The following is a 19,510-nucleotide window of genomic DNA, read 5'->3' on the forward strand; positions in this document are numbered from 1 at the left end:
TCGCGCCTCCTCTCGGTCAGAGCTTGAGCCCCATGTAGACGTCGCGCAGCCGCTGGGCCGCCTCCGCCTGGTTCTTGACCCCGCCGGCGACGTCGCCGACGGCGAACGTCTGCGAGCTGAACGGGTAGATGCCGAGCGCCATCATCACGAGCATGCGGTTCTCGGCCGGGCTGATGTAGGTCTCGGCGAAGCCCTCGGCCTCGGTGATGGCGCCGTAGATGCCGCGCTCGGCCTCGGTGATGGGGCCGCCGATCAGGACGTTGACCATGCCCTGCGGCCAGTGGTTGAGGCCCGACTGGCCCTGCCGGTGCGGCGTGCGGCCGAACTCGGTGTTGATGACGATCATCGTCTCGTCGAGGTTGATCTTGCCGGGGTCGTTCTCGTTCGGCGCGTTGATGATGTCGGCCAGGCACTGCATCGTGTGCGTGACGTTGCGCGAGGAGTCCTCGACGTGGCTGTCGTGGGTGTCGTGGCCGGCCGACGGGTTGGGCTTGAGGCCGCCGTCGATCCAGTGGACGTAGCGGGCGCGGTCCTGGGGGCGGGTGAGCAGGCTGGCGGCCATGCGCGCCTGCATGCGCGGCTTGTCGGTGCCGGCCATGTCGCTGCACTCGGTGCCCGCGACGCCCTCGAACAGGTCGGCCGACAGCACGGAGGACAGCTCGCCGGCGCCGCGGCGGGCGAAGTGGGCGAACTCGAAGTTGCTGCGCTCGGCCGAGCGGGTCAGCTGGCCCTTGCCTCCGGGCCGGAAGCGCTGCTGATAAGCGGCGAGGTAGTGGTCGACGGCGGCGTCGTAGCTGTCACGGCCGGCGCCGACGCTGGGGCGGGCGAGCAGCTGCGAGAGCGACGAGCCCGGGTCGACGGTGACGCTGAGCGGCCGCGCGGAGCCGGGGTGGAGGCCGATCGCGGAGGCGGCGAGGACGTTGTCGGTGGGGAACTCGACGCCGGGGTAGAGGACGTAGGCGTACGGGGTCGGACGCAGGCCGCCGGGCTGCTCGAGGAAGTGGCGCTGGATCGACGCGCCGACGCCGGCGAGGCGCGGCGAGCCGAGGCGGCTGCCGGTCAGCGCGTAGGGGTTGGCGCCCTCGTGCGGCAGGAGGTCGTGGCGCTGTACGAGGATCCGCATGCGCGCGACGATGTCGGGCCGGGCCCGCAGCGGCGCGACCCACGGGCCGAGGTGGACCAGGAGGCCGTTGGCGTCCTCGGCGAACTCGTCGGTGAGGGTGTTGCCGAGGCCGCACTGGCCGAAGCGGGCCTGGGTCTGGTTGTAGTAGGCGTGGAGGAACCGCTCGGTGTCCTGACCCCAATCCGGCACCGCGTAGAAGGTGTCGAAGGCGTTCATGCCGCCGTAGAGGTAGAGCTCGAGCACGTTCTTGGCCTGGCGCTCGACGGGGATCATGGCGTCGAGCTTGTCGGCCGGCCACTCGCCCCAGTACGCCTCCGCGCGCCGCGGGTGACGAAGAATGCCGAAGGAGGCGCCGGCCGCCGTGGCGACGCCGAGGGACTTCATGAAGGTTCTGCGCTGCATGGTCCGTCTCGTGGGTGTCCTTTAAATCAGGTCGGGATCGGCCCAGACTTCGTAGCGGAGGACGACCCGCAGGTCGCCGTCCGGGAGGCCGAGGTCGAAGCTTTGCTCGCGGGCGATGGTGAGGGTGGCAGGGCCGGGGGCGAGCTGGGACAGCTCGGCGCTCGGGATGGTGAAGCTGCCGTCGTCGACGGCGTGGGCGGTGAGCATCTGGCCGTAGGTGTCGATGAGGCGGATGACGACCCTGTTCGGCTGGCCGCCGTTGGTCTCCCAGGTGAGCTCCAGGCCTTCGGCGCGGTCGAGCTCGAACAGCGAGACGCCGACGTCGGGGGCGGTGACGGTCAGCGCCGGCGGGGCGGTGACGGCCGCGGGCAGGACGACGTCGTCCTTGCCCTCGCCGCCGAAGGCGATCAGGTCGTACTCGGCGCCCGCCACCCAGCGCGCCGGATCGGGGGCGCACAGCGGGTCGAAGAACTCGGCGTCGTCGCTGAGGTAGACCGGGAAGGTGTCCTGCACGAGCAGGAGGCACGCGAGCGACTCGCCGGCCTCGCCGCGCAGCTTGAGCGCGTTGCCGCCGGTGACCCAGGTCTTGTCCTTGCCCCAATCGTAGGGCGCGGGGATCGAGTTGTTGACGACGGTGTTGGCCTCGTCCGGCGGCGGCGGGAGGTGCATGCCCCAGGCCTGGACGGCGAAGAAGTCGTCGGTGGAGAACGGCTCGGTGCGCCAGGCCCCGGCCATGCCCAGCTCGGCCGGGAGGCCGCCGGCGGTCTCGGGGTAGAAGGTGAAGTTGAGCAGGCCCTTGGCCTCGCCGACGACGATGCCCGAGTCGCCCGTGGAGCCCGAAGAGCCGGTGCTGCCGGTGGTGGGGGCGGTGGTGCCGTCGCTCCCGGAGGTGCCGCCCGACGTGTCGCCGGTGCTCACGGTCTCGGTGTCGGGCTCGCTGTCGGTGGTGTCCCCGTCCGGCTGGCCACAAGCCCAGAGAGACATGGCGCAGAGGACCTGTCCCACGGGACAGATGCCTCGATGCAGCGGCGTCGCACGGACATTCGTGCGAGAGGAACGTCGATCAGTCCTTCCCATCAAAGTCATCTTTTCCCAGCGCAGAGAATAAGTCTCCGTGAAGACACGGCGGGAACTTCACACTCGGGTGATTTTTGTCACCGCTGTCTAGCGAAACAGCGCACGTCGAATCGCGGGCGTTCACTCTGTGAACTCGTCGTCACAGGCTCGAGGGACACGATGCGCCCTGGCCGCGAGGCGAGGCGTGAATCGGTCCGCACACATGTCGCGATCCGTCATGGGACCGGCCCGGGGGCGCGGCGACGAAATTCTTCATGGACGGCGACCTGGGTGCTCTGCGATATGCTTTGCGCGAGCCACGTATGACCCTCGGAGCCAAGCCCGCAGCAACCGGGGAGATCCCCGCGACGACGCGCCGCGTGACCGCGCCGGTGCTCCATCAATACAAGCGCCAAGGCCGGCGCATCGTGATGATCACGGCGTACGACGCGACCATGGCTCGCCTCGTCGACGAGTCGGGCGCAGACGTGGTGCTTGTCGGAGACAGCCTCGGCATGGTGATGCAGGGCCACCCGCACACGCTCGAGGTCACGCTCGAGCACATGTGCTACCACGCTCGCTGCGTCCGCCGTGCCGTCCAGCGAGCGCATCTGGTGGTCGACCTGCCGTTCATGAGCTACCAGGTCAGCGCCGAACAAGCGCTGCTGTCCGCGGGCCGGCTCGTCCAAGAAGGTGGGGCCGAGGCGGTCAAGCTCGAGGGCGGCGGCCGAGCCGATGCGGTGCGCAAGATCGTGCAGGCGGGCATCCCAGTGATGGGGCACCTCGGCCTCACGCCGCAGAGCGTGCATGAATCGGGGGCTTCCGCGTGCAGGGCCGCGAGGACGCGGCCGCCGAACGACTGCGACAGGACGCGCTGCAACTCCAGGAAGCCGGCGCCTATGCAGTGGTGCTCGAAGGCATCCCGGCGGCGCTGGCGCGGCAGATCTCGCAATCGCTCGCGATCCCGACGATCGGCATCGGTGCCGGGGTCGGCTGCGACGGCCAGGTGCTCGTGATGCAGGACCTGCTCGGCCTCGACGACCGCTTCAAGCCGCGCTTCGTCAAGCGCTTCGCCGAGCTCGCCGGAGTGGTGCGCGACGCGTTCGCCACCTACGGCCGCGAGGTCCGCGAGGGCAGCTTCCCGGGCGCCGAGCACAGCTTCTCCAGCAACCCGTCGCCCGCGCCCGCGAGCGGCTCGGAGCCGCCGACGGAGTAGGATCCATGCTGGTCGTTCGGACATGTTCGGAGATGCAGGTGTGGCGGGCCTCGCTCGGCCACGCGACGCGCGTCGCGTTCGTGCCGACGATGGGCTACCTCCACGAGGGCCACCTGACGCTGCTGCGCGAGGCCCGTCGCCGCGGCGACCGCCTGGTGCTGTCGATCTTCGTCAACCCGACGCAGTTCGGGCCCAACGAAGACCTCGCCCGCTACCCGCGCGACGAGGCCGGCGACCTGGCCAAGGCGAGCGAGTGCGGCGTCGACGTCGCGTTCTGCCCGACCGACCCGCGCGAGCTCTACCCGCACGGGACGAACACATGGGTCGAGGTCCAGGCGCTCGATCGCCACCTGTGCGGGGCGTCGCGCCCGGGCCACTTCCGCGGCGTCTGTACGGTGGTGGCCAAGCTGTGGGGTCTGGTCCGCCCCGACGTGGCGCTGTTCGGCGAGAAGGACTTCCAGCAGTTGGCGATCTTGCGGCGCATGCACGCCGACCTGTTCCTCGGCGGCGAGGTCGTCGGCATGCCGATCGTGCGCGAGCCCGACGGCCTGGCGATGTCGAGCCGCAACGCGAACCTGTCCCCCGAGGCACGCGCGCAGGCGCTGGCGATCTCGCGCTGGCTGGCGGCCGTCCGCCAGCGCTTCGCCGCCGGCGAACGCGAGGCGACGGCGCTGCTCGGCGACCCCGCGGCCGCGCTCGCGCCGGGACGGGTCGACTATGCGTCGCTGGTCGACGCCGACGACTTGCAGCCAGTCGCGGAAGTGACGCGACCGGCTCTGTGCGCGGTGGCGGCGTTCTTCGGCGGGGTGCGCCTGATCGACAACACCGTCCTGCGACCGTGAGCCTCACCGAGGCTGCACGCGAGCCGCGGATGGGTGAAGGCGAGGCGCCCAGTCAGGCGAGCACTGCTCGGCGCGGCCCGGCGTGTCCGGTGCGGCGTGCTTCGACGGCGTGAGTCAGTTGGGCGAGCACTGCTCGGCGGCGCGGCCCGGGGCGTCAGGGTGGAGCGTGCTTCGTGAGTCTGTCGGGTGTTCACTGGGCGGTGCCTCGAAGTCTCGCGGGTGCTCGACTCGAACTCGCGGGCGCCGAACCGACCCGACTTGCTCGCATGGACAGGGGGTCGCCTCGCGGCCGTCCGCGAGTGCGCCGAGCGAGCGGCGCATCCGAGTGCGCGGGTCACTGCAGGACGTCGCGCTTCCCCGCACCAGGACGACGCCGGCGGCGCCGAGGCGCTGCTCGTCCCGCCGGTCGCCGTACTTCTGCCAGCGCTCGTAGAGGCCGAGCAGGTCGGCGTCCGGACAGCTGTCGGTGGCCTCGGAGATCGCCTCGGCGGCGGCCTCGAACGTGACCGCGAGGGTGCGGAACACGGAGGGCTCGCCGATCTGGCGATAAGCGCTGGTGCCGATGGAGCGCACGTAGCGCAGGTCCACGGGCGTGCGGTCGACGCTGTGCGGGACGACCCCGGCGATGAACAGCGCCCGGTCGCCGACCGCCCGCAGCGCCTGAGCCCGCCGTGCGCCCTGCTGCTCGCGGGCCGCGAGAAACTGCAGCGCCAGCGGCCCGGCGGTGCGGCCGGCGACGCTGGTCCGGCGCACGTGGTCGGCGAGCATGTGGACCACGTAGGCCCCGACCTCGGTCGGCAGCGAGCTACCGGTCTTTCCCTGGGCCACGCGGTCGTAGAAGAAGGACTCGAGGGTGCCTGCAAAACGAAGTTCTGGCTCGGGCATGGGAAGATTCCTATTTCCCCACGCTACCAGAGACGACCGACCAAGCAAGCCAATTATGTGAGTTAACCGCACGGATTCCGAGCCGATAACGCCCCGACAGGAGGGGTTGACCGGGTTGGGACTCGCTTTACACTCCGCGCCGCGTTAGCACTCCTACATGGGTGATTGCTAACCGAGCTCCCGCAAATTTCCACGGCGATTACGCAGAGTTAGGCGGAGTCGCGCGGGAACGCTCGCAAACCGCGAACAGCATCTTCCCCCACGGGGCCCTGCATCGGAAATCCCAGGAGAGACCGCAGATGACAACGACGAAGGTTCGTCCCTTGAACGATCGCGTGCTGGTGAAGCGCATGTCCGAGGAGGAGAAGACCGCCGGTGGTCTTTTCATCCCCGACTCCGCCAAGGAGAAGCCCGCCAAGGGCGTGGTGATCTCGGCCGGTCCGGGCAAGGTCGACGACAACGGCAAGCGCACCCCGCTCGAGGTCAAGGCGGGCGACAAGGTCCTGTTCGGCAAGTACTCCGGCACCGAGATCAAGCTCGACGGTGAGGAGCACATGATCCTGCGCGAGGACGAGATCCTCGCCATCCTCGAGGCCTGAGCGGGCCTGACGACGCAACCGTTTTTTCTCACCCACACACGAGATACACATCATGGCTGCCAAAGAAGTTCGTTCTGAAGAGTCCGCTCGTCACGCGATCCTGCGCGGGGTCAACATCCTCGCCGACGCGGTCAAGGTCACCCTCGGGCCGCGCGGCCGTAACGTGGTGATCGAGAAGTCCTGGGGCTCCCCGACGGTCACGAAGGACGGCGTGACCGTGGCCAAGGAGATCGAGCTCGAGGACAAGTTCGAGAACATGGGCGCGCAGATGGTCAAGGAGGTCGCCTCCAAGACCTCCGACATCGCCGGCGACGGCACCACGACCGCGACCGTGCTCGCCCAGGCGATCTACCGCGAGGGCCTGAAGATGGTCGCCGCGGGCCACGACCCGATGGAGCTCAAGCGCGGCATCGACATCGCCGTCGAGGCGCTGATCGGCTTCATCAAGGGCAACCTGTCGAAGGCCACCAGCAGCGACGAGGAGGTCGCGCAGGTCGGCACGATCTCCGCCAACGGCGACGAGGAGATCGGCAAGCTCATCAGCAAGGCGATGAGCAAGGTCGGCAAGGAGGGCGTGATCACCGTCGAGGAGAACAAGTCCTCGACGACCGACCTCGACGTGGTCGAGGGCATGCAGTTCGACCGCGGCTACCTCAGCCCGTACTTCATCACCGACCAGGAGCGCATGGTCGTCTCGCTCAGCGAGCCGTACATCCTGTGCTACGAGAAGAAGGTCTCGACGATGAAGGACCTGCTGCCGGTGCTCGAGCAGGTCGCCAAGCAGGGCCGCAGCCTCCTCATCATCGCCGAGGACGTCGACGGTGAGGCGCTGGCCACCCTCGTGGTCAACAAGATCCGCGGCGCCCTCCACGTCGCCGCCGTCAAGGCCCCGGGCTTCGGCGACCGCCGCAAGGAGATGCTCAAGGACATCGCCGTCCTGACCGGCGGCAAGGCGCTCACCGAGGACCTCGGCGAGAAGCTCGAGAACCTGACCCTGAAGGACCTCGGCACCGCCAAGCAGGTCACGATCGACAAGGACAACACCACGATCGTCGACGGCGGCGGCAAGAAGGCCGACATCCAGGCCCGCGTCAAGCAGATCCGCGCCCAGATCGACGAGACCTCGTCGGACTACGACCGTGAGAAGCTGCAGGAGCGCCTGGCCAAGCTGGTCGGCGGCGTCGCCGTGATCAAGGTCGGCGCGGCGTCCGAGGTCGAGATGAAGGAGAAGAAGGCTCGCGTCGAGGACGCGCTCCACGCGACCCGCGCGGCCGTCGAGGAGGGCATCGTCCCCGGTGGCGGCGTCGCCCTCATCCGCGCCCAGAAGGAGCTCGAGAACGTCAAGGCCCCGACGCACGAGCAGAGCGTCGGCATCAGCATCATCCGTCGCGCGATCGAGGAGCCCCTGCGCCAGATCGTGGCGAACGCCGGCGCCGAGCCGTCGGTCGTCATCAACGCCGTCCGCGGCGGTGAGGGTGCGTTCGGCTACAACGCCCGCAGCGGCCAGTACGTCGACCTCGTCAAGGACGGCGTCATCGACCCGACGAAGGTCGTCCGCACCGCGCTGCAGCACGCCGCTTCGGTCGCCGGCATGATGCTGACCACCGAGGCGATGATCGCCGAGAAGCCCAAGAAGGAGGCCCCTGCGGCTGGCGCCGGCGGTCACCCGGGCGGCGGCATGGGCGGCATGGACATGTGAGCCCGGCCCGCGCCTGCCGACCCGCAGGCGCGCGCACGAGCCCCGTTCCGCGAGGGACGGGGCTCGGCCTTTAACGGCTCGAAGGTCCGAGGTGTACGAGCCCCGATCGGCAGCGATCGGGGCTCGTTTCTTTTGCGCGGGGTTTTGCTAGCGTCGCCGCCGTGGAGCTCAAGGACAGGGTCGCGCTCGTCACCGGCGCGTCGTCGGGCATCGGCCTGGCGACGGCCAAGTTGCTGCACAAGTCGGGCATGCGCGTCGTGATGGTGGCGCGCACGGCCGGCAAGCTCGAGGCGGCGGCCGCCGAGGTCGGCACCGGCGCCGTGGCGATCGCGTGCGACGTCGGTGACCTGTCCCGACTGACATGGCTCATCGACCAGGTGGTCATGCGCTTCGGCGGCCTCGACGTGCTGGTCAACAACGCCGGCGTCCACCACCGCGGCGACATGCTGCGCCACCCGCCCGAGGCGCTCGCCGAGATCGTCACGGTCAACCTGACTGCGCCGGTGGCGTTGACGCGGACCGCCGTCGACCACATGCGCGCCGGCGGCTGCGTCGTCAACGTGGCCAGCCTGGCGGGCAAGCTCGGCGTGCCCGGTTCGGCGGTGTACTCCGGCTCCAAGGCCGGGCTGCGCTTCTGGGCGCTGGCGGCCGCCGAGGACCTCGCGCGGCGCGACATCCGGATCGCCAACGTCAACCCGGGCCCGGTCGACAGCAGCTTCTTCGACTCCGACATCCAGGGCGTCAGCAACCTGACCTTCTCGCAGCCGATGAGCACCCCCGAGGAGTGCGCGGAGGCGGTGCTCGCGTGCATCCAGGACACGCGCAGCCCGATGGAGATCGATCTGCCCTTCGCGTCCGGCAAGCTGGCGACTCTGGGCTACCTGTCGCCGCGCCTGCGCGTGTGGCTGCGGCCGGCTCTGGAGCGCCGCGGCGCCAAGAACAAGGCGGCCTTCATGCGCCGTCGTGGTCTGTCCTAGGCGTGCGCTCGTGCGCGCGGGTTTTCGCCGTTGAAATCGCGGCTGCGGCGGACGATCCTCGCGCGCGCGTGGGGAGTCTTCACATCGGTGTGGTCGCGGCGCTGTGGGCCGGCGCGGTGGAGCCGGCGCTGGCTGCACCCGCGAGTCCACGGCCGGTCGTCGAGTTCCGCTGGGACGCGCCCGCGAGCTGCCCGGTCGAGGCCGAGGTCGTCGCCGAGCTCGAGCGCTTGCTCGGCGGACCGCTGGCCGAGCGCAAGGGGCCGCGGCTCACCGCGATCGCCCGCGTCCGCCAGGAGCCCGGCGGCGGCTTCGATCTGAGGCTGTGGACCGTCAGCGACGAGGGCACGCTCCAGCGGTCGCTGACGCACGCGCAGTGCGACGCCCTCGCGCGCGCGGGGGCTTTGATCGCGGCGATGGCGATCGATCCGTCTGTCCTCGAGCGCATGTCCGAAGAGACAGACGCTGCCGAGGTCGCGGCCGAGGCGAAGACGGTCGAGGACCCCGAGCCGCTGCCCGAACCGGAGCCGCCCGAGCCCGAGCCCGAGCTCGCGCCCCCTGAGCCCGTGCAGCCGGAGCCGCCGAGGCCGCCCCTGGAGAAGAAGAAGGAGAGGCGTGCGCGGCGGCGTGCGTCTCGGTGCCGGCCTGAGCTTCGGCGACCTGCCGGGCGTCGGGGCGCTGCTGAGGCTCACGCCGGCGCTGATCTGGCCGCGCGCGCGGCTCGAGTTCGAGGTCGGCTACGGGCCGCTGCGACGAGCGCGCTTCGATGACACGCCGGACCGCGGGGCCGACCTGCAGCTCGCGGTCGGCGCGGTGCGCGGGTGTCCGTTGCTGCACGCGCGCAAGTTCGAGTTCCCGCTGTGCGCCGGCCTCGAGATCGGGGCCCTCTACGGCCGCGGGGTCGGCTACCCGATCACCAGCGCGGGGCACCAGCTGTTCGTCGCCCTGCACCTGGCTCCGGGCGTGTTCTACGCGCCTCATCCGCGCGTCGCGGTCGGCGCGATCGTCGAGGGCGCGATCCACGTCGTGCGACCCCGGTTCACCGTGCAGAACCTCGGGCTGGTCTATCACAGCGCCCTGGCGAGCGTCCGCGCGCTGCTCGCGGTGGAAGTCCGATTTCCGTGACCCGTCGTGATGATAATTCGCGGAGCCGGTCACAAACCCGCGAGTCCATGTCCGCCGCCGCCCAAGCCGCCGCTCCGCCCAGCCCCGCGCTGGTGGCGGTCTACCGCGAGCACTTCCAGTTCGTGTGGCGCAGCGCCCGGCGGCTCGGGGCGCCCGCGCCCGCGCTCGACGACGTCGTCCAGGACGTGTTCCTGATCGTCGCGCGCAGGCTGACCGAGTTCCGCGGCGAGGCCTCGATGCGGACCTGGCTGTTCGCCATCACCATGCGCGTGGTCCAGCTCCACCGGCGCAGCGCCTCGCGGCACCTGCGGCGCGTCGAGGCCTTCGCCGAGGCCCACGCCGAGGGCGGCGGCTCCGACCCCTACGCGCGCAAGGACGCGACCGACACCTTATTGAAATTGCTCGACCAGCTCGACGACGAGCGGCGGGCGGTGTTCGTCCTCGCCGAGCTCGAGGGCATGACTGCGCAGGAGATCGCCGCCGGCCTCGCGCTCAACGTCAACACCGTGTACTCGCGGCTGCGAGCGGCGCGGCAGCAGCTCGAGCGTGCGTTGCCTGCGGCGGCGCGGACGGAGGTGCGCTGATGCAGTCCGACAGGCTCGAAGACCTGCTCCGCGCCGAACGCGAGGCCGTGCCCGAGCCGGGCGCGGAGGATCGGATCTGGGCCGCCGTCGAACATCGCCTGGCCCATGGGCCAGCTCCGCCGAGCGGCGCCGACGTCGCGCCTGCGACCCTCGGGAAGGCCGCGGGCGGCGGGGTCACCCTCAAGGTGATCGCCGGGCTCGCGCTCATCGCGGCCGCGGTCGGCGTGTGGGCCGCCCGCGATAAGCCCGCGGCGGCGCCGGTCGTGGCCGTCGCGGCGCCGATCGAAGCTGTCCCCGAGGCCAGGCTCGAAGTTTCTCCGCCCGCGCCGACACCTGCAAGGGTGGAGGCGCCTGCGCCTGCGCCGAAACCTCCGGTGATCGAGGCGCCCGCTCCTGAGCCGGTCCCCGAGGAGCCGCAGGGGATCAAGAAGAAGCCGCGCACCAAGGTCAGGGCCGAGGCGCCGGCGGAAGAGGAGCCCGCGGACTTCGCCGCCGAGCTGAAGCTGATCGGACAGATCCGCGGCGCCCTCAAGCAGGGTGACAGCGCCCGCGCGCTGGCCGGCGTCGACGAGCACGCGCGGCGCTTCGGTGTCCGCGGACAGTTGGTGCAGGAGCGGACCGCCTACCACGTCGAGGCGCTGTGCCTGGCGGGTCGCGTCGCCGACGCGCGGCGCGTCGCCCGTGACATGCTGGACAAGTGGCCGGACTCGACGCACGCGCCGCGGGTCAAGAGCAGCTGCGCCGGCGCGTGAAGCTCGCTCGGTGAGAGCCCTGTGAGACATGTACGATCGTACATGTCTCCTTTGTCATGTCCAAAGATGGAATTTCCGGGCAGATAGCCGCGCTGCGTATTCACTGGCTCACGCGGTCCTCGGGTTGAGGAACCTCAGGGCCCTGGCCCGCTGAAAAATCGCCGCCGCGGTAACGAACCGATGGAACGAGAGAACGACGCCATGACGACAACGACTACCTTGAAGCTCCGCTCGCTCTTCGCCGCCCTGTGCCTCGCGGCCTGCAACGCCTCGCTCGGCGACGGCACCGACAGCTCCGACGAGACCGACGGCGCCTCGACCGCTTCGACCAATCCCACCGGCAACCCCAGCGGCAACCCCACCACGACCGACGGTGACGTGCCTGGCCCATGCAGCGCGTCGAGCCCGTGCCCGGACGGCCAGTTCTGCTGGAACGGCATCTGCGCGATCGGCTGCACCAGCGACGGGGACTGCGCCGAGAACCAGTTCTGCGCGACCGACACCGACATGCTGTGCCACAACAAGGAGGTCACGACCTGCCCCGACGTGCCGTGCGAGGAGGGCCAGGTGTGCAAGAGCGGCTTCTGCAGCACGCCGCCGCCGCCGACCCAGTGCACCCCTCGCCGGTCGACGACGGCTGCGAGTCGAACGCGGTGTGCTTCCAGGAGTCGGAGGACAAGGCGAGCTGCTACACGCTGCCGTACTGCTCGCAGGACGACACCTGCCCCACCGGCACCGAGGGCGCGGTGTGCAACAACGGCCTTCTGCCCGACAAGGACAAGATCTGCCTGATCGGCCTGTGCACCGATGCGGCGAATTGCCCGACCGACTGGAAGTGCGTCAAGGACCAGCCCAACGCGGTGGTCGGCTACTGCAGCGACGGCGGGACGTTCGCGCCGTGCAACGGCCCCGCGGACTGCCTGAGCAACGCCTGCGACATGCCGTTCCCGGGCGAGGCTGGCTTCTGCCAGTGAGCCGCGCTCACGAGCGCCAGCGCAGGCCGATCACGCCGTAGGCGGCGGCCGCGTAGAACAGGGTCGAGATCCACGGGATTCCGATCGGCGACGTCGCCGGCAGACCGAGGCCGAGGGCGTACGTGCCGCAGGCGATGCAAGTGATCGTCAGCGCGGCGCGTACGCCCTGGTTCATGCGCCGCTCGGCCGCCTTGTCGAGGGCCGTCAGCGACGCGGGCGCGAGGCCGACGGCGAGGCGGCCCTCGTGGACGTCCTCGAGCAGCGCGGGCAAGCGCTGCGGCAGGCTGTGGGCCGCGCGGGACAGCAGGTGGAAGTCGGCCAGCAGGGTCTGCTTGATCCGCTCGCTGCTGTAGCGGTCCTGGATCATCTGCGAGATGAACGGGCGCGCCTGCTCGAGCGGGTCGACGTCGGGGGCGATCGAGCGGGCCAGGCCCTCGGTGGTGAGGATCGCCTTGAACATCATCGTGAAGTCGGTCGGCATGCGCACGCGGTGGCGCGTGGCGCCGGCGACCAGCTCGCCGAACAGCTCGCCGATCTGCAGCTCCGACAGCGGCACGCCGCCGAGGTAGCGCTCGGCGATCTCGACCACGTCGGCCTCGAACGCGGCGTAGTCGACCTTGCCGGCGGTCGGGATCGCCAGGGCGTAGAACGAGCGCGCCAGCGCCTCCATGTCCTCGGACATGACCGCCCACAGGATGTCGATCAGCTTGTCCTTCATCGACGGCGACAGGCGGCCGACCATGCCGCAGTCGATGATCGCCAGGCGGCCGCCCTCCTGCACGAACACGTTGCCGGGGTGCAGGTCGCCGTGGAAAAAGCCGTCGATGAACAGCATCTTGTAGGCGGTCTTGAAGTACACCTCGACGAGCGGGCGGGTGTCCTCGCCGGACTGCAGCACCTCGCTGAACTTGCGGCCCTCGACGAACTCCATGCACAGCACCTCCTCGGTGCTGAGCGCGTCGTAGACGGTGGGGACGCGGACGTTGTCGTCGCTGGAGAAGTTGCGGTGGAAGCGGGCGATGTTGCGGGCCTCGACGCAGAAGTCGAGCTCTTGCGCGAGCGACTTGGCGAACCCGCGGATGACGCCGACGAGGTCCATCGCCGCCGCCTCGGGGAAGGCCTCCTCGACGTAGCCGGCGGTCGCCAGCAAAATGTTGAGGTCGCTGGCGATCTTCGGGCGCAGGCCGGGCCGCTGGACCTTGAGGACCACGCGCTCGCCGGTCTTGAGGGTGGCGCGGTGGACCTGGGCGATGCTGGCCGAGGCCAGCGGGGTCTCGTCGATCTCGGCGAACTGCTCGCGCCACTTGGGCCCGAGGTTGCCCCGCAGCTGGCCCTCGATCTGCTCGAAGGGCAGCGGCGACACCTGGTCTTGCAGACAGGTGAGCTCGCGGATGACGGCGTCGGACAGCAGGTCGGGGCGGGTCGAGAGGATCTGGCCGAGCTTGACGAAGGTCGGCCCCAGCTGCGTGAAGGCGGCGACGAGGCGCTTGCCGGTGTCGGCGCTGCCGACGGCGGCGCGGGTCAGCTCGCCCCCGGTGAGCTCGATCTGCAGCTCGCGCCGGAGCTTGAGCTGGGCGACCCACCAGCCGAAGCCGTGGCGCACGAAGACGGTCGCGATCTCGCGGAAGCGGGCGACGTCCTTGGCGCCGGTGACGAGGGCGCGCGAGGAGCTGACGATCGTGCGCAGGACGGACACGCGCGCGCAGTATACGAGACCGGCGTCAGGCAGCGGCGCCGGATCTGCTAGACTTGAGGCGTGCGAAGTCGGCTGTGGACATGGCTCCTGGTCGGAGCGGCCGTCTCCGGGTGCGACGCGCCCGAGGGCCGCACGCGGGCCGCGGAGATGGCCGAGATGGCCGGCTCGCGCACCGCGGAGGCGGCGCGGGCGGCCCGCGCGTGGGCGGGGCAGCTCGGCCTCGGCGAGCTGTCCGAGGCGGCCAAGGCCTGGTTGCGCCAGGGCGCGGAGGCGTCGTCGTCGGGCATCGAGGCGGTGCTGCAGAAGGGCGAGCAGGTGGTGCCGGTGGCGCTGGAGATCGGGCGAGCCCTCGGGGGCGCGGTCGACACCAGCACGCAGTTCGAGCCGATCTACCAGGAGGTGCCGGGCGGCTCCTCGGAGCTGGCGGTGCGGCGAGCGGAGGCCGACGCGGCGATCCAGGGCATGCCGCGCGTCGAGCTCATCGACGGCCTCTCGGTCGGCTTCAAGCAGCTGTCGAGCGTCGACCTCGGCCGCACGAGCTCGGAGTCGGCGTACCTGGTGATGTGGCGCCAGCACGACCGGCTCATCGGCTTCGTGTTCCGTTCGCGCCGCGACGTCGCGCTGGCCGACCTCGTGCGCGACGCGCCGCGGCTGGTCGCGCTCGTGCGCTCGGTCCTGTGATCAGGCGGTTGCTGCGCCGCCCCCGCCCTGGTATGCCGGCCGGGCGTGGCGAGCCTCCAGCGGGCACTCTTGCGGCCGAGCGGCCGCGCGGATCGGCGCCCCGGGCGGCTCCAAGACGGCGACCGGAGCATGGTCGCGGGCGGCCGGCGGGGGGCGCGCGCCGGAAGATCGCCGGCGTCGCGGATGCTCTTGAGGGCATGAAGGAGAGGACATGCTGCAACGGACATGGCTCTTGGGACTGGTTCTCGCGGCGGCGGGCTGCAACAAGTCGTCGGGGATCTGCATGAACTCGAGCTGCGAGGCCTCGGTGCCGCTCACCGTGGTCGACGACGGCCAGCCGGGCGGGCGGCTGCGGGCCGGGGCGTACACGTTCCGCGTGTCCACCGACTACGCCGAGGAGACGTGGAGCTGCGCGCTGCCGGCCGAGGACTGCGCGCTCGACTTCTTCACCCCCTTCGAGGACGGCGAGGACGACGGCACCCTGTCGATCGTGGCCCACGCCGGTGAGACCGGCCTTCAGCTCGAGGTGCTCGAGATCCGCGGCAACACCTGGAGCGGGCCGGCGAAGTTCGTGGTCGCGGTCGAGCGCGACGGCGAGCCGGTGGCCCTGGAGACCTTCGAGCCGCGCTACGAGGAGCCGCTGGTGCCCGACGCGTGCGCGGTGTGTCTCAAGCGCAAGGGCGGCGACCTCGTGGTCCACGTGCCGGCCGAGTAGGGCCGGCAGGCGTCCCGCCGGCTGGACGCCCGTCCCGCGGGCGGGACGGCCCGGTGAGGCGGCTGCGCGAAAGCACAGGGGATTTCGCGCGAGCGGGTCGCGGCGCGGCGTGCATGGCCCCGCGGGTGTGCGCCTCGCCCGTCGATCCCGTCCTCGACCTCCTGCACCGCCGGCCCGAGCTGGTCGTCCACGCGCTGCACCGCCTGCTCGGCTGGGAGCTCGAGCAGCCGGCCCAGGCCGAGCCGGTCGACATCGGCGACACTCAGCTGTACGCCCACGGGCACGAGTGGTCGGCCGACCTGGCGTTCGCGCTCCACCGCCTGGGCGGGCCGTCGACCTGGCTGGCAGTGGTGGCCCCACCCGCGCGCGAGGAGCAGGCGCGGGCGTACCTGTGGCCGTGCTACGCGGCCCTGCTCGGGCTGCGCCGCGGCGGCCCGGCGGCGCTGCTGGCGATCGTCGGCGACGACGACGCGGCGTGGGCCCGGCAGACGGTCGCGTGCGGCTTCGGGGCGCTGACGTTCACGCCGCTGGTGATCACCCGCGCCGCGTTGCTGGCGCTCGGCGAGGATGTCTGATGGGACATGTCTGCCGGGACAGCCCGGTGGCCGACCCGCGCGAGGCGAGGCGGCGGCCGGATGCCTCACCTGTCCTTCGGGGCATGTGGGAGCGGGCGGCGCGGTCAGGACTTGCGCCTGTCCTTGAGGACAGGGAAGCGCTCGCGCGCGTCGCGGACGACCTCGGGGCGGACGTCGGCGAGCACCATCGTCTCGCCGCCGGCGGCGGCCGCGAGCACCTCGCCCCAGGGGTCGACGATGCGGCTGTCGCCGCTGTAGTCGAGGCCGTTGCCGTGGCCGACGCGGTTGACGCCGACGACGTAGGCCTGGTTCTCGATCGCCCGGGCCTGCAGCAGGGTGGTCCAGTGGTGGCGGCGGCGCTCGGGCCAGTTGGCGACCACGACGTAGGCGTCGGTCTGCTCGGCGCGGCCCCAGAACTCGTCGGCGAAGCGGAGGTCGTAGCAGACGAACAGGGTGCAGCGCAGGCCGTCGACGTCGACGGTGATGTGGTCGGTGCCGGCGCCGTAGTGCTCGTCCTCCCTGGCGAACGAGAACGGGTGGATCTTGCGGTAGCGGACGACCTGGCCGTGCGGGCTGGCGAGCACGAGCGTGTTGTAGGGCTTGGCCTCGCCGAGCGGCACCTCGGGCACGCTGCCGCAGATCCACAGGTCGTGCTGGCGCGCCTGGTGCTCGAGGAAGCGGGTCGAGGGCCCGCCCGGCGGCTCGGCGATCTTGGCGGTCGTCATCGAGAAGCCGCAGGCGAACATCTCGGGCAGCACCACCAGCCTGGCGCCCGCGGCGGCCGCCGCGGCCACCCACGGGCGCAGGCGAGTGAAGTTGGCCTCCGGGTCCTCCCACGCGATGTCGCTCTGGATCGCCGCGATCTTCATGCTCCGGTCCCCCTGCGTGCTGTCCTTCGGGTCATGTTGGATAGTCTATCCGGCCGCGCTCGCCAGTGGCGCGCGACGCGGCAACTTCTGCAGGCGACGCAGGCCCTCGTCGAGCACGTCGTCGGTCTTGCAGAAGGCCCAGCGCACCAGGTGACGGCCGTTCGCCGGGCGCTCGTAGAACGACGACGGCGGGATCGCGGCGACGCCGACCTGCTCCGGCAACATGCGGCAGAACTCGACGTCGTCGGCGTATCCGAGCGGGCGGATGTCGGTCATGACGAAGTACGCGCCGGCCGGCGCGAGCACGCCGAAGCCGAGCTCGCGCAGGCCGTGGCACAGTCGATCGCGGCGCGCGCGGTACTCGGCGACGAGGCCGGTGAAGAAGGCGTCGTCGGCGACGAAAGCCTTGGCGAGGGCGTGCTGGAACGGCGTAGCCGTGCAGAAGGTCACGAATTGGTGCGCACAGCGAATCGCAGCGCTGAGCGCCGGAGGCGCGCACGTGTGTCCGACTTTCCACCCGGTGAAGCTGAAGGTCTTGCCCGAGGAGGAGATCAGCACGGTGCGCTCCCGCATCCCCGGCAGCGTCGCCAGCGGCACGTGCGAGCCCTCATACACGAGGTGCTCGTACACTTCGTCGGTGATGGCGATGAGGTCGAAGCGCTGGCAGAGGCTCGCGATATGCTCGAGCTCGCTGCGCGTAAAAACCTTCCCCGTGGGGTTGTGCGGGGTGTTCAGGAGAATTGCCCGGGTCTTGGGGGTAATGACCGCTTCGAGCTCTTCGGGCCGGTACGCGAAGTCGGGCGCGTGCAGCGTGACGACCTTCGGGACCGCGCCGGCCATGGTGACACTGGCGCGATAAGAGTCGTAGAAGGGCTCGAACAGCACGACTTCGTCGCCGGTGTCGCACAGCGCTTGCAGCGTCGCGCAGATGGCCTCGGTCGCGCCGGAGTACACGGTGACCTCACTGTCCGGATCGTAGGAGAGGTCGTAGAAGCGCTGCTGGTGCGCCGCGATCGCGCGATTCAGCTCGGGCAGGCCGCTCATGCGGGAGTACTGGTTGGCGCCGGCGCGGATCGCAGCGATCGCGGCTTCTTTGATGAAGTCGGGTCCATCAAAGTTGGGGAAGCCCTGGCCGAGGTTGACCGCGCCGAATTGAATCGCAAGGCGCGTCATCTCGGTGAAGATCGTGGTGCCGAATCCTTGGAGGCGGGCTGTGAGGTGCGGCTGGCGAGCGCTGCTCATGGGCCGCTGGAGTGTGGCATAGTTGGAGCGATGCAGGACGTCCAGAGCGCGCACGCCGACCTCACCGCCCACGCCAACGACGCGGGACCCGACCCGGCCGCCCGCCTGTCGCAGATGGCCGGGGCGCTGGTCGGCTCGGAGATCCTCAAGATCGCGGCCGAGATCCGCGTGCTGATGGGCCAGGGCGTCCCGGTCTGCAACCTCACGGTCGGCGACTTCAGCCCCAAGCAGTTCCCGATCCCCGAGGTGCTCCAGCAGGCGATCTTGCGGGCCCTGGAGCGCAGCGAGACCAACTACCCGGCGGCCAACGGTCAGGTCGAGCTGCGCCAGGCGATCCAGCGCTTCTACGAGCGCGAGCTCGGGCTCCGCTATCCGCTCGACAGCTTCCTCGTCGCCGGCGGCGCGCCCGGTGATCTACGGGCTCTACCGCACCGTGGTCGACGCCGGTGACACGGTCATCTATCCGGTGCCGAGCTGGAACAACAACCACTACGTCCACATGTGCGGGCGCGCGGCGTGCCGGTCGTATGTGGCCCCGAGACCAGGTTCCTGCCCACCGGCGAGGCGCTGCTGTCCGAGCTGCCGTCAGCACGCCTGGTGTGCCTCAACTCGCCGCTCAACCCGACCGGCACTGCCATCAGCGCCGACGCGCTGCGCGGCATCTGCGACGCGATCCTGGCCGAGAACCGCAAGCGTGAGCAACGCGGCGAGCGCCCGGTCTACCTGATGTACGACCACATCTACTGGATGCTGCGCTTCGGCGACACGAAGCACGTGACGCCGCCCGGGCTGCGCCCGGAGATGGCCCGCTACACCGTGTTCGTCGACGGCATCAGCAAGGCGTTCGCGGCCACCGGCCTGCGCGTCGGCTGGGCGGTCGGCCCGGTCGACATCATCAAGCAGATGTCGGCGGTCCTGGGCCACGTCGGCGCCTGGGCCCCGCGCCCGGAGCAGATGGCCACCGTCGACCTGCTCAGCGACACCAAGGCGATCCACGCCTACGGCAACAACTTCCTGCAGGGCCTCGACCGCCGGCTCGAGCTGCTGCACACCGGCTTCCAGGGGCTCAAGAAAGACGGCCTGCAGGTCGACAGCATCCCGCCGATGGGCGCGATCTACCTGACCGTGCGCATCAACCCGTTCGGCCGCCGCACGCCCGCAGGCCAGGTGCTGCAGACGAACGAGGATGTCCGCAAGTACATGCTCACCGACGCCGGCATCGGCATCGTCCCGTTCCAGGCGTTCGGCGTGCCCGGCGACGAGGGCTGGTTCCGCCTCAGCGTCGGCGCGGTTTCCGAAGACGAGATCAAGGCAGCCCTGCCCCGCCTCGCCCGCGCGATGCAGGCGCTCACCTGAGATGCTCGAAGGGGCAGGTCGGGTGAGCTGTCCGTAAGGGCAGGTGAAGTGCCGCGAGAGAGCCTGCTCGAAGGGGCAGGCTCGAAGGGCACCGCCCGCGGGTGCAGGCGGGGTGAGGTCTGGATGATTATGGTCGATGGGACAT

The 19,510-nt window shown here is 70.5% G+C and carries 21 protein-coding genes and 1 pseudogene; 15 read left to right on the forward strand and 7 right to left on the reverse strand.

All coding sequences use genetic code 11. The annotated features are described in order from the left end of the window. Positions 1-16: 16 nt before the first annotated feature. Together OV079_RS48045 and OV079_RS48050 are read right to left on the reverse strand one after the other, a co-directional pair. Positions 17-1,525: a DUF1501 domain-containing protein gene (locus tag OV079_RS48045; RefSeq protein WP_267776885.1), complete on the reverse strand. Its 1,509-nt coding sequence runs from the start codon at positions 1,523-1,525 to the stop codon at positions 17-19. Positions 1,526-1,546: 21 nt separating this feature from the next. Then, the gene (locus OV079_RS48050; protein WP_267776887.1) at positions 1,547-2,509 is read right to left on the reverse strand and encodes a hypothetical protein; all 963 of its coding nucleotides are present in this window, start codon (positions 2,507-2,509) and stop codon (positions 1,547-1,549) included. Positions 2,510-2,904: 395 nt separating this feature from the next. On the opposite strand from OV079_RS48050, the pseudogene panB reads away from it, so the two are divergent. After that, positions 2,905-3,797 (forward strand): annotated as a pseudogene (gene panB, locus OV079_RS48055) (3-methyl-2-oxobutanoate hydroxymethyltransferase). A 5-nt stretch (positions 3,798-3,802) separates the two neighbouring features. Beyond that, a complete protein-coding gene (gene panC, locus OV079_RS48060) occupies positions 3,803-4,639 on the forward strand; it encodes a pantoate--beta-alanine ligase (RefSeq protein WP_267776891.1) in 837 nt (278 codons plus the stop codon). A 114-nt stretch (positions 4,640-4,753) separates the two neighbouring features. On the opposite strand, the gene OV079_RS48065 is transcribed toward panC, so the two are convergent. After that, entirely contained in the window at positions 4,754-5,524 is a 771-nt protein-coding gene (locus tag OV079_RS48065; protein ID WP_267776894.1) for a hypothetical protein, read from the reverse strand. Positions 5,525-5,823: 299 nt separating this feature from the next. Between OV079_RS48065 and groES the strand changes: the two genes are divergently transcribed. The 7 genes from groES to OV079_RS48100 all read left to right on the forward strand — a co-directional run bounded on the left by groES (position 5,824) and on the right by OV079_RS48100 (position 11,257). Continuing rightward, positions 5,824-6,123, forward strand: a complete 300-nt coding sequence (groES, locus tag OV079_RS48070) for a co-chaperone GroES (RefSeq protein WP_096330647.1) — start codon at positions 5,824-5,826, stop codon at positions 6,121-6,123. 52 nt (positions 6,124-6,175) lie between these two features. Continuing rightward, on the forward strand, positions 6,176-7,822 hold the full coding sequence (gene groL / locus OV079_RS48075; protein ID WP_267776895.1) for a chaperonin GroEL: 1,647 nt from the start codon (positions 6,176-6,178) through the stop codon (positions 7,820-7,822). Between the two features lie 161 nt (positions 7,823-7,983). Further along, the gene (locus OV079_RS48080; protein ID WP_267776896.1) at positions 7,984-8,799 is read left to right on the forward strand and encodes an SDR family NAD(P)-dependent oxidoreductase; all 816 of its coding nucleotides are present in this window, start codon (positions 7,984-7,986) and stop codon (positions 8,797-8,799) included. 68 nt (positions 8,800-8,867) lie between these two features. Next, positions 8,868-9,566 carry a hypothetical protein gene (locus OV079_RS48085; protein ID WP_267776898.1) on the forward strand — a complete coding sequence of 233 codons (699 nt, stop codon included), beginning with the start codon at positions 8,868-8,870 and terminating at the stop codon, positions 9,564-9,566. 43 nt (positions 9,567-9,609) lie between these two features. After that, positions 9,610-9,921 (forward strand): hypothetical protein, encoded by a 312-nt coding sequence (locus tag OV079_RS48090; RefSeq protein WP_267776900.1) that lies wholly within the window; start codon positions 9,610-9,612, stop codon positions 9,919-9,921. Positions 9,922-9,968: 47 nt separating this feature from the next. Continuing rightward, entirely contained in the window at positions 9,969-10,505 is a 537-nt protein-coding gene (locus OV079_RS48095) for an RNA polymerase sigma factor (RefSeq protein ID WP_267776903.1), read from the forward strand. Continuing rightward, entirely contained in the window at positions 10,505-11,257 is a 753-nt protein-coding gene (locus tag OV079_RS48100; RefSeq protein ID WP_267776905.1) for a hypothetical protein, read from the forward strand. The genes OV079_RS48095 and OV079_RS48100 overlap by 1 nt, the downstream gene beginning before the upstream one ends. Positions 11,258-11,391: 134 nt before the next feature. Here OV079_RS48100 and OV079_RS48105 read toward each other — a convergent pair whose 3' ends face one another. Beyond that, positions 11,392-11,874: a hypothetical protein gene (locus OV079_RS48105; RefSeq protein ID WP_267776906.1), complete on the reverse strand. Its 483-nt coding sequence runs from the start codon at positions 11,872-11,874 to the stop codon at positions 11,392-11,394. Between OV079_RS48105 and OV079_RS48110 the strand changes: the two genes are divergently transcribed. Then, positions 11,869-12,231 carry a hypothetical protein gene (locus OV079_RS48110; protein WP_267776907.1) on the forward strand — a complete coding sequence of 121 codons (363 nt, stop codon included), beginning with the start codon at positions 11,869-11,871 and terminating at the stop codon, positions 12,229-12,231. The genes OV079_RS48105 and OV079_RS48110 overlap by 6 nt on opposite strands. 7 nt (positions 12,232-12,238) lie before the next feature. Here OV079_RS48110 and OV079_RS48115 read toward each other — a convergent pair whose 3' ends face one another. Then, positions 12,239-13,927 (reverse strand): ABC1 kinase family protein, encoded by a 1,689-nt coding sequence (locus tag OV079_RS48115; RefSeq protein ID WP_267776909.1) that lies wholly within the window; start codon positions 13,925-13,927, stop codon positions 12,239-12,241. Between the two features lie 60 nt (positions 13,928-13,987). Here OV079_RS48115 and OV079_RS48120 point away from each other — a divergent pair, with 60 nt between their 5' ends. From OV079_RS48120 to OV079_RS48130, 3 genes are all read left to right on the forward strand, one after another. Beyond that, complete coding sequence (locus OV079_RS48120; protein WP_267776910.1) at positions 13,988-14,608, forward strand: hypothetical protein; 621 nt, start codon at positions 13,988-13,990, stop codon at positions 14,606-14,608. A 211-nt stretch (positions 14,609-14,819) separates the two neighbouring features. Further along, positions 14,820-15,323, forward strand: coding sequence for a hypothetical protein (locus OV079_RS48125; RefSeq protein WP_267776911.1), 504 nt, complete (start codon positions 14,820-14,822; stop codon positions 15,321-15,323). Positions 15,324-15,448: 125 nt separating this feature from the next. Beyond that, the gene (locus tag OV079_RS48130; RefSeq protein ID WP_267776913.1) at positions 15,449-15,898 is read left to right on the forward strand and encodes a hypothetical protein; all 450 of its coding nucleotides are present in this window, start codon (positions 15,449-15,451) and stop codon (positions 15,896-15,898) included. Positions 15,899-16,002: 104 nt separating this feature from the next. On the opposite strand, the gene OV079_RS48135 is transcribed toward OV079_RS48130, so the two are convergent. Together OV079_RS48135 and OV079_RS48140 are read right to left on the reverse strand one after the other, a co-directional pair. Continuing rightward, on the reverse strand, positions 16,003-16,767 hold the full coding sequence (locus OV079_RS48135; RefSeq protein ID WP_267776914.1) for a carbon-nitrogen family hydrolase: 765 nt from the start codon (positions 16,765-16,767) through the stop codon (positions 16,003-16,005). A gap of 45 nt (positions 16,768-16,812) precedes the next feature. Then, entirely contained in the window at positions 16,813-18,009 is a 1,197-nt protein-coding gene (locus OV079_RS48140; protein ID WP_267776915.1) for a methionine aminotransferase, read from the reverse strand. A 30-nt stretch (positions 18,010-18,039) separates the two neighbouring features. On the opposite strand from OV079_RS48140, the gene OV079_RS48145 reads away from it, so the two are divergent. Both OV079_RS48145 and OV079_RS48150 read left to right on the forward strand, forming a co-directional pair. Beyond that, positions 18,040-18,459: a pyridoxal phosphate-dependent aminotransferase family protein gene (locus OV079_RS48145; RefSeq protein WP_267776916.1), complete on the forward strand. Its 420-nt coding sequence runs from the start codon at positions 18,040-18,042 to the stop codon at positions 18,457-18,459. 66 nt (positions 18,460-18,525) lie between these two features. Then, on the forward strand, positions 18,526-19,365 hold the full coding sequence (locus OV079_RS48150) for a pyridoxal phosphate-dependent aminotransferase (RefSeq protein ID WP_267776917.1): 840 nt from the start codon (positions 18,526-18,528) through the stop codon (positions 19,363-19,365). The last annotated feature ends 145 nt before the right edge of the window (positions 19,366-19,510 follow it).

Origin of the sequence: Nannocystis pusilla (assembly GCF_026626665.1) — a bacterium.
GTDB classification, from domain to species: domain Bacteria; phylum Myxococcota_A; class Polyangia; order Nannocystales; family Nannocystaceae; genus Nannocystis; species Nannocystis pusilla.

Bases quoted from the DNA above. Each gene is read 5' to 3' on its own strand.
- OV079_RS48125 (WP_267776911.1), top strand. From the start codon at position 14,820: ATGCTGCAACGGACATGGCTCTTGGGACTGGTTCTCGCGGCGGCGGGC.
- OV079_RS48065 (WP_267776894.1), bottom strand. From the start codon at position 5,524: ATGCCCGAGCCAGAACTTCGTTTTGCAGGCACCCTCGAGTCCTTCTTC.
- OV079_RS48045 (WP_267776885.1), bottom strand. From the start codon at position 1,525: ATGCAGCGCAGAACCTTCATGAAGTCCCTCGGCGTCGCCACGGCGGCC.
- OV079_RS48140 (WP_267776915.1), bottom strand. From the start codon at position 18,009: ATGAGCAGCGCTCGCCAGCCGCACCTCACAGCCCGCCTCCAAGGATTC.
- panC (WP_267776891.1), top strand. From the start codon at position 3,803: ATGCTGGTCGTTCGGACATGTTCGGAGATGCAGGTGTGGCGGGCCTCG.
- groES (WP_096330647.1), top strand. From the start codon at position 5,824: ATGACAACGACGAAGGTTCGTCCCTTGAACGATCGCGTGCTGGTGAAG.
- OV079_RS48135 (WP_267776914.1), bottom strand. From the start codon at position 16,767: ATGAAGATCGCGGCGATCCAGAGCGACATCGCGTGGGAGGACCCGGAG.
- groL (WP_267776895.1), top strand. From the start codon at position 6,176: ATGGCTGCCAAAGAAGTTCGTTCTGAAGAGTCCGCTCGTCACGCGATC.
- OV079_RS48145 (WP_267776916.1), top strand. From the start codon at position 18,040: ATGCAGGACGTCCAGAGCGCGCACGCCGACCTCACCGCCCACGCCAAC.
- OV079_RS48095 (WP_267776903.1), top strand. From the start codon at position 9,969: ATGTCCGCCGCCGCCCAAGCCGCCGCTCCGCCCAGCCCCGCGCTGGTG.
- OV079_RS48050 (WP_267776887.1), bottom strand. From the start codon at position 2,509: ATGTCTCTCTGGGCTTGTGGCCAGCCGGACGGGGACACCACCGACAGC.
- OV079_RS48100 (WP_267776905.1), top strand. From the start codon at position 10,505: ATGCAGTCCGACAGGCTCGAAGACCTGCTCCGCGCCGAACGCGAGGCC.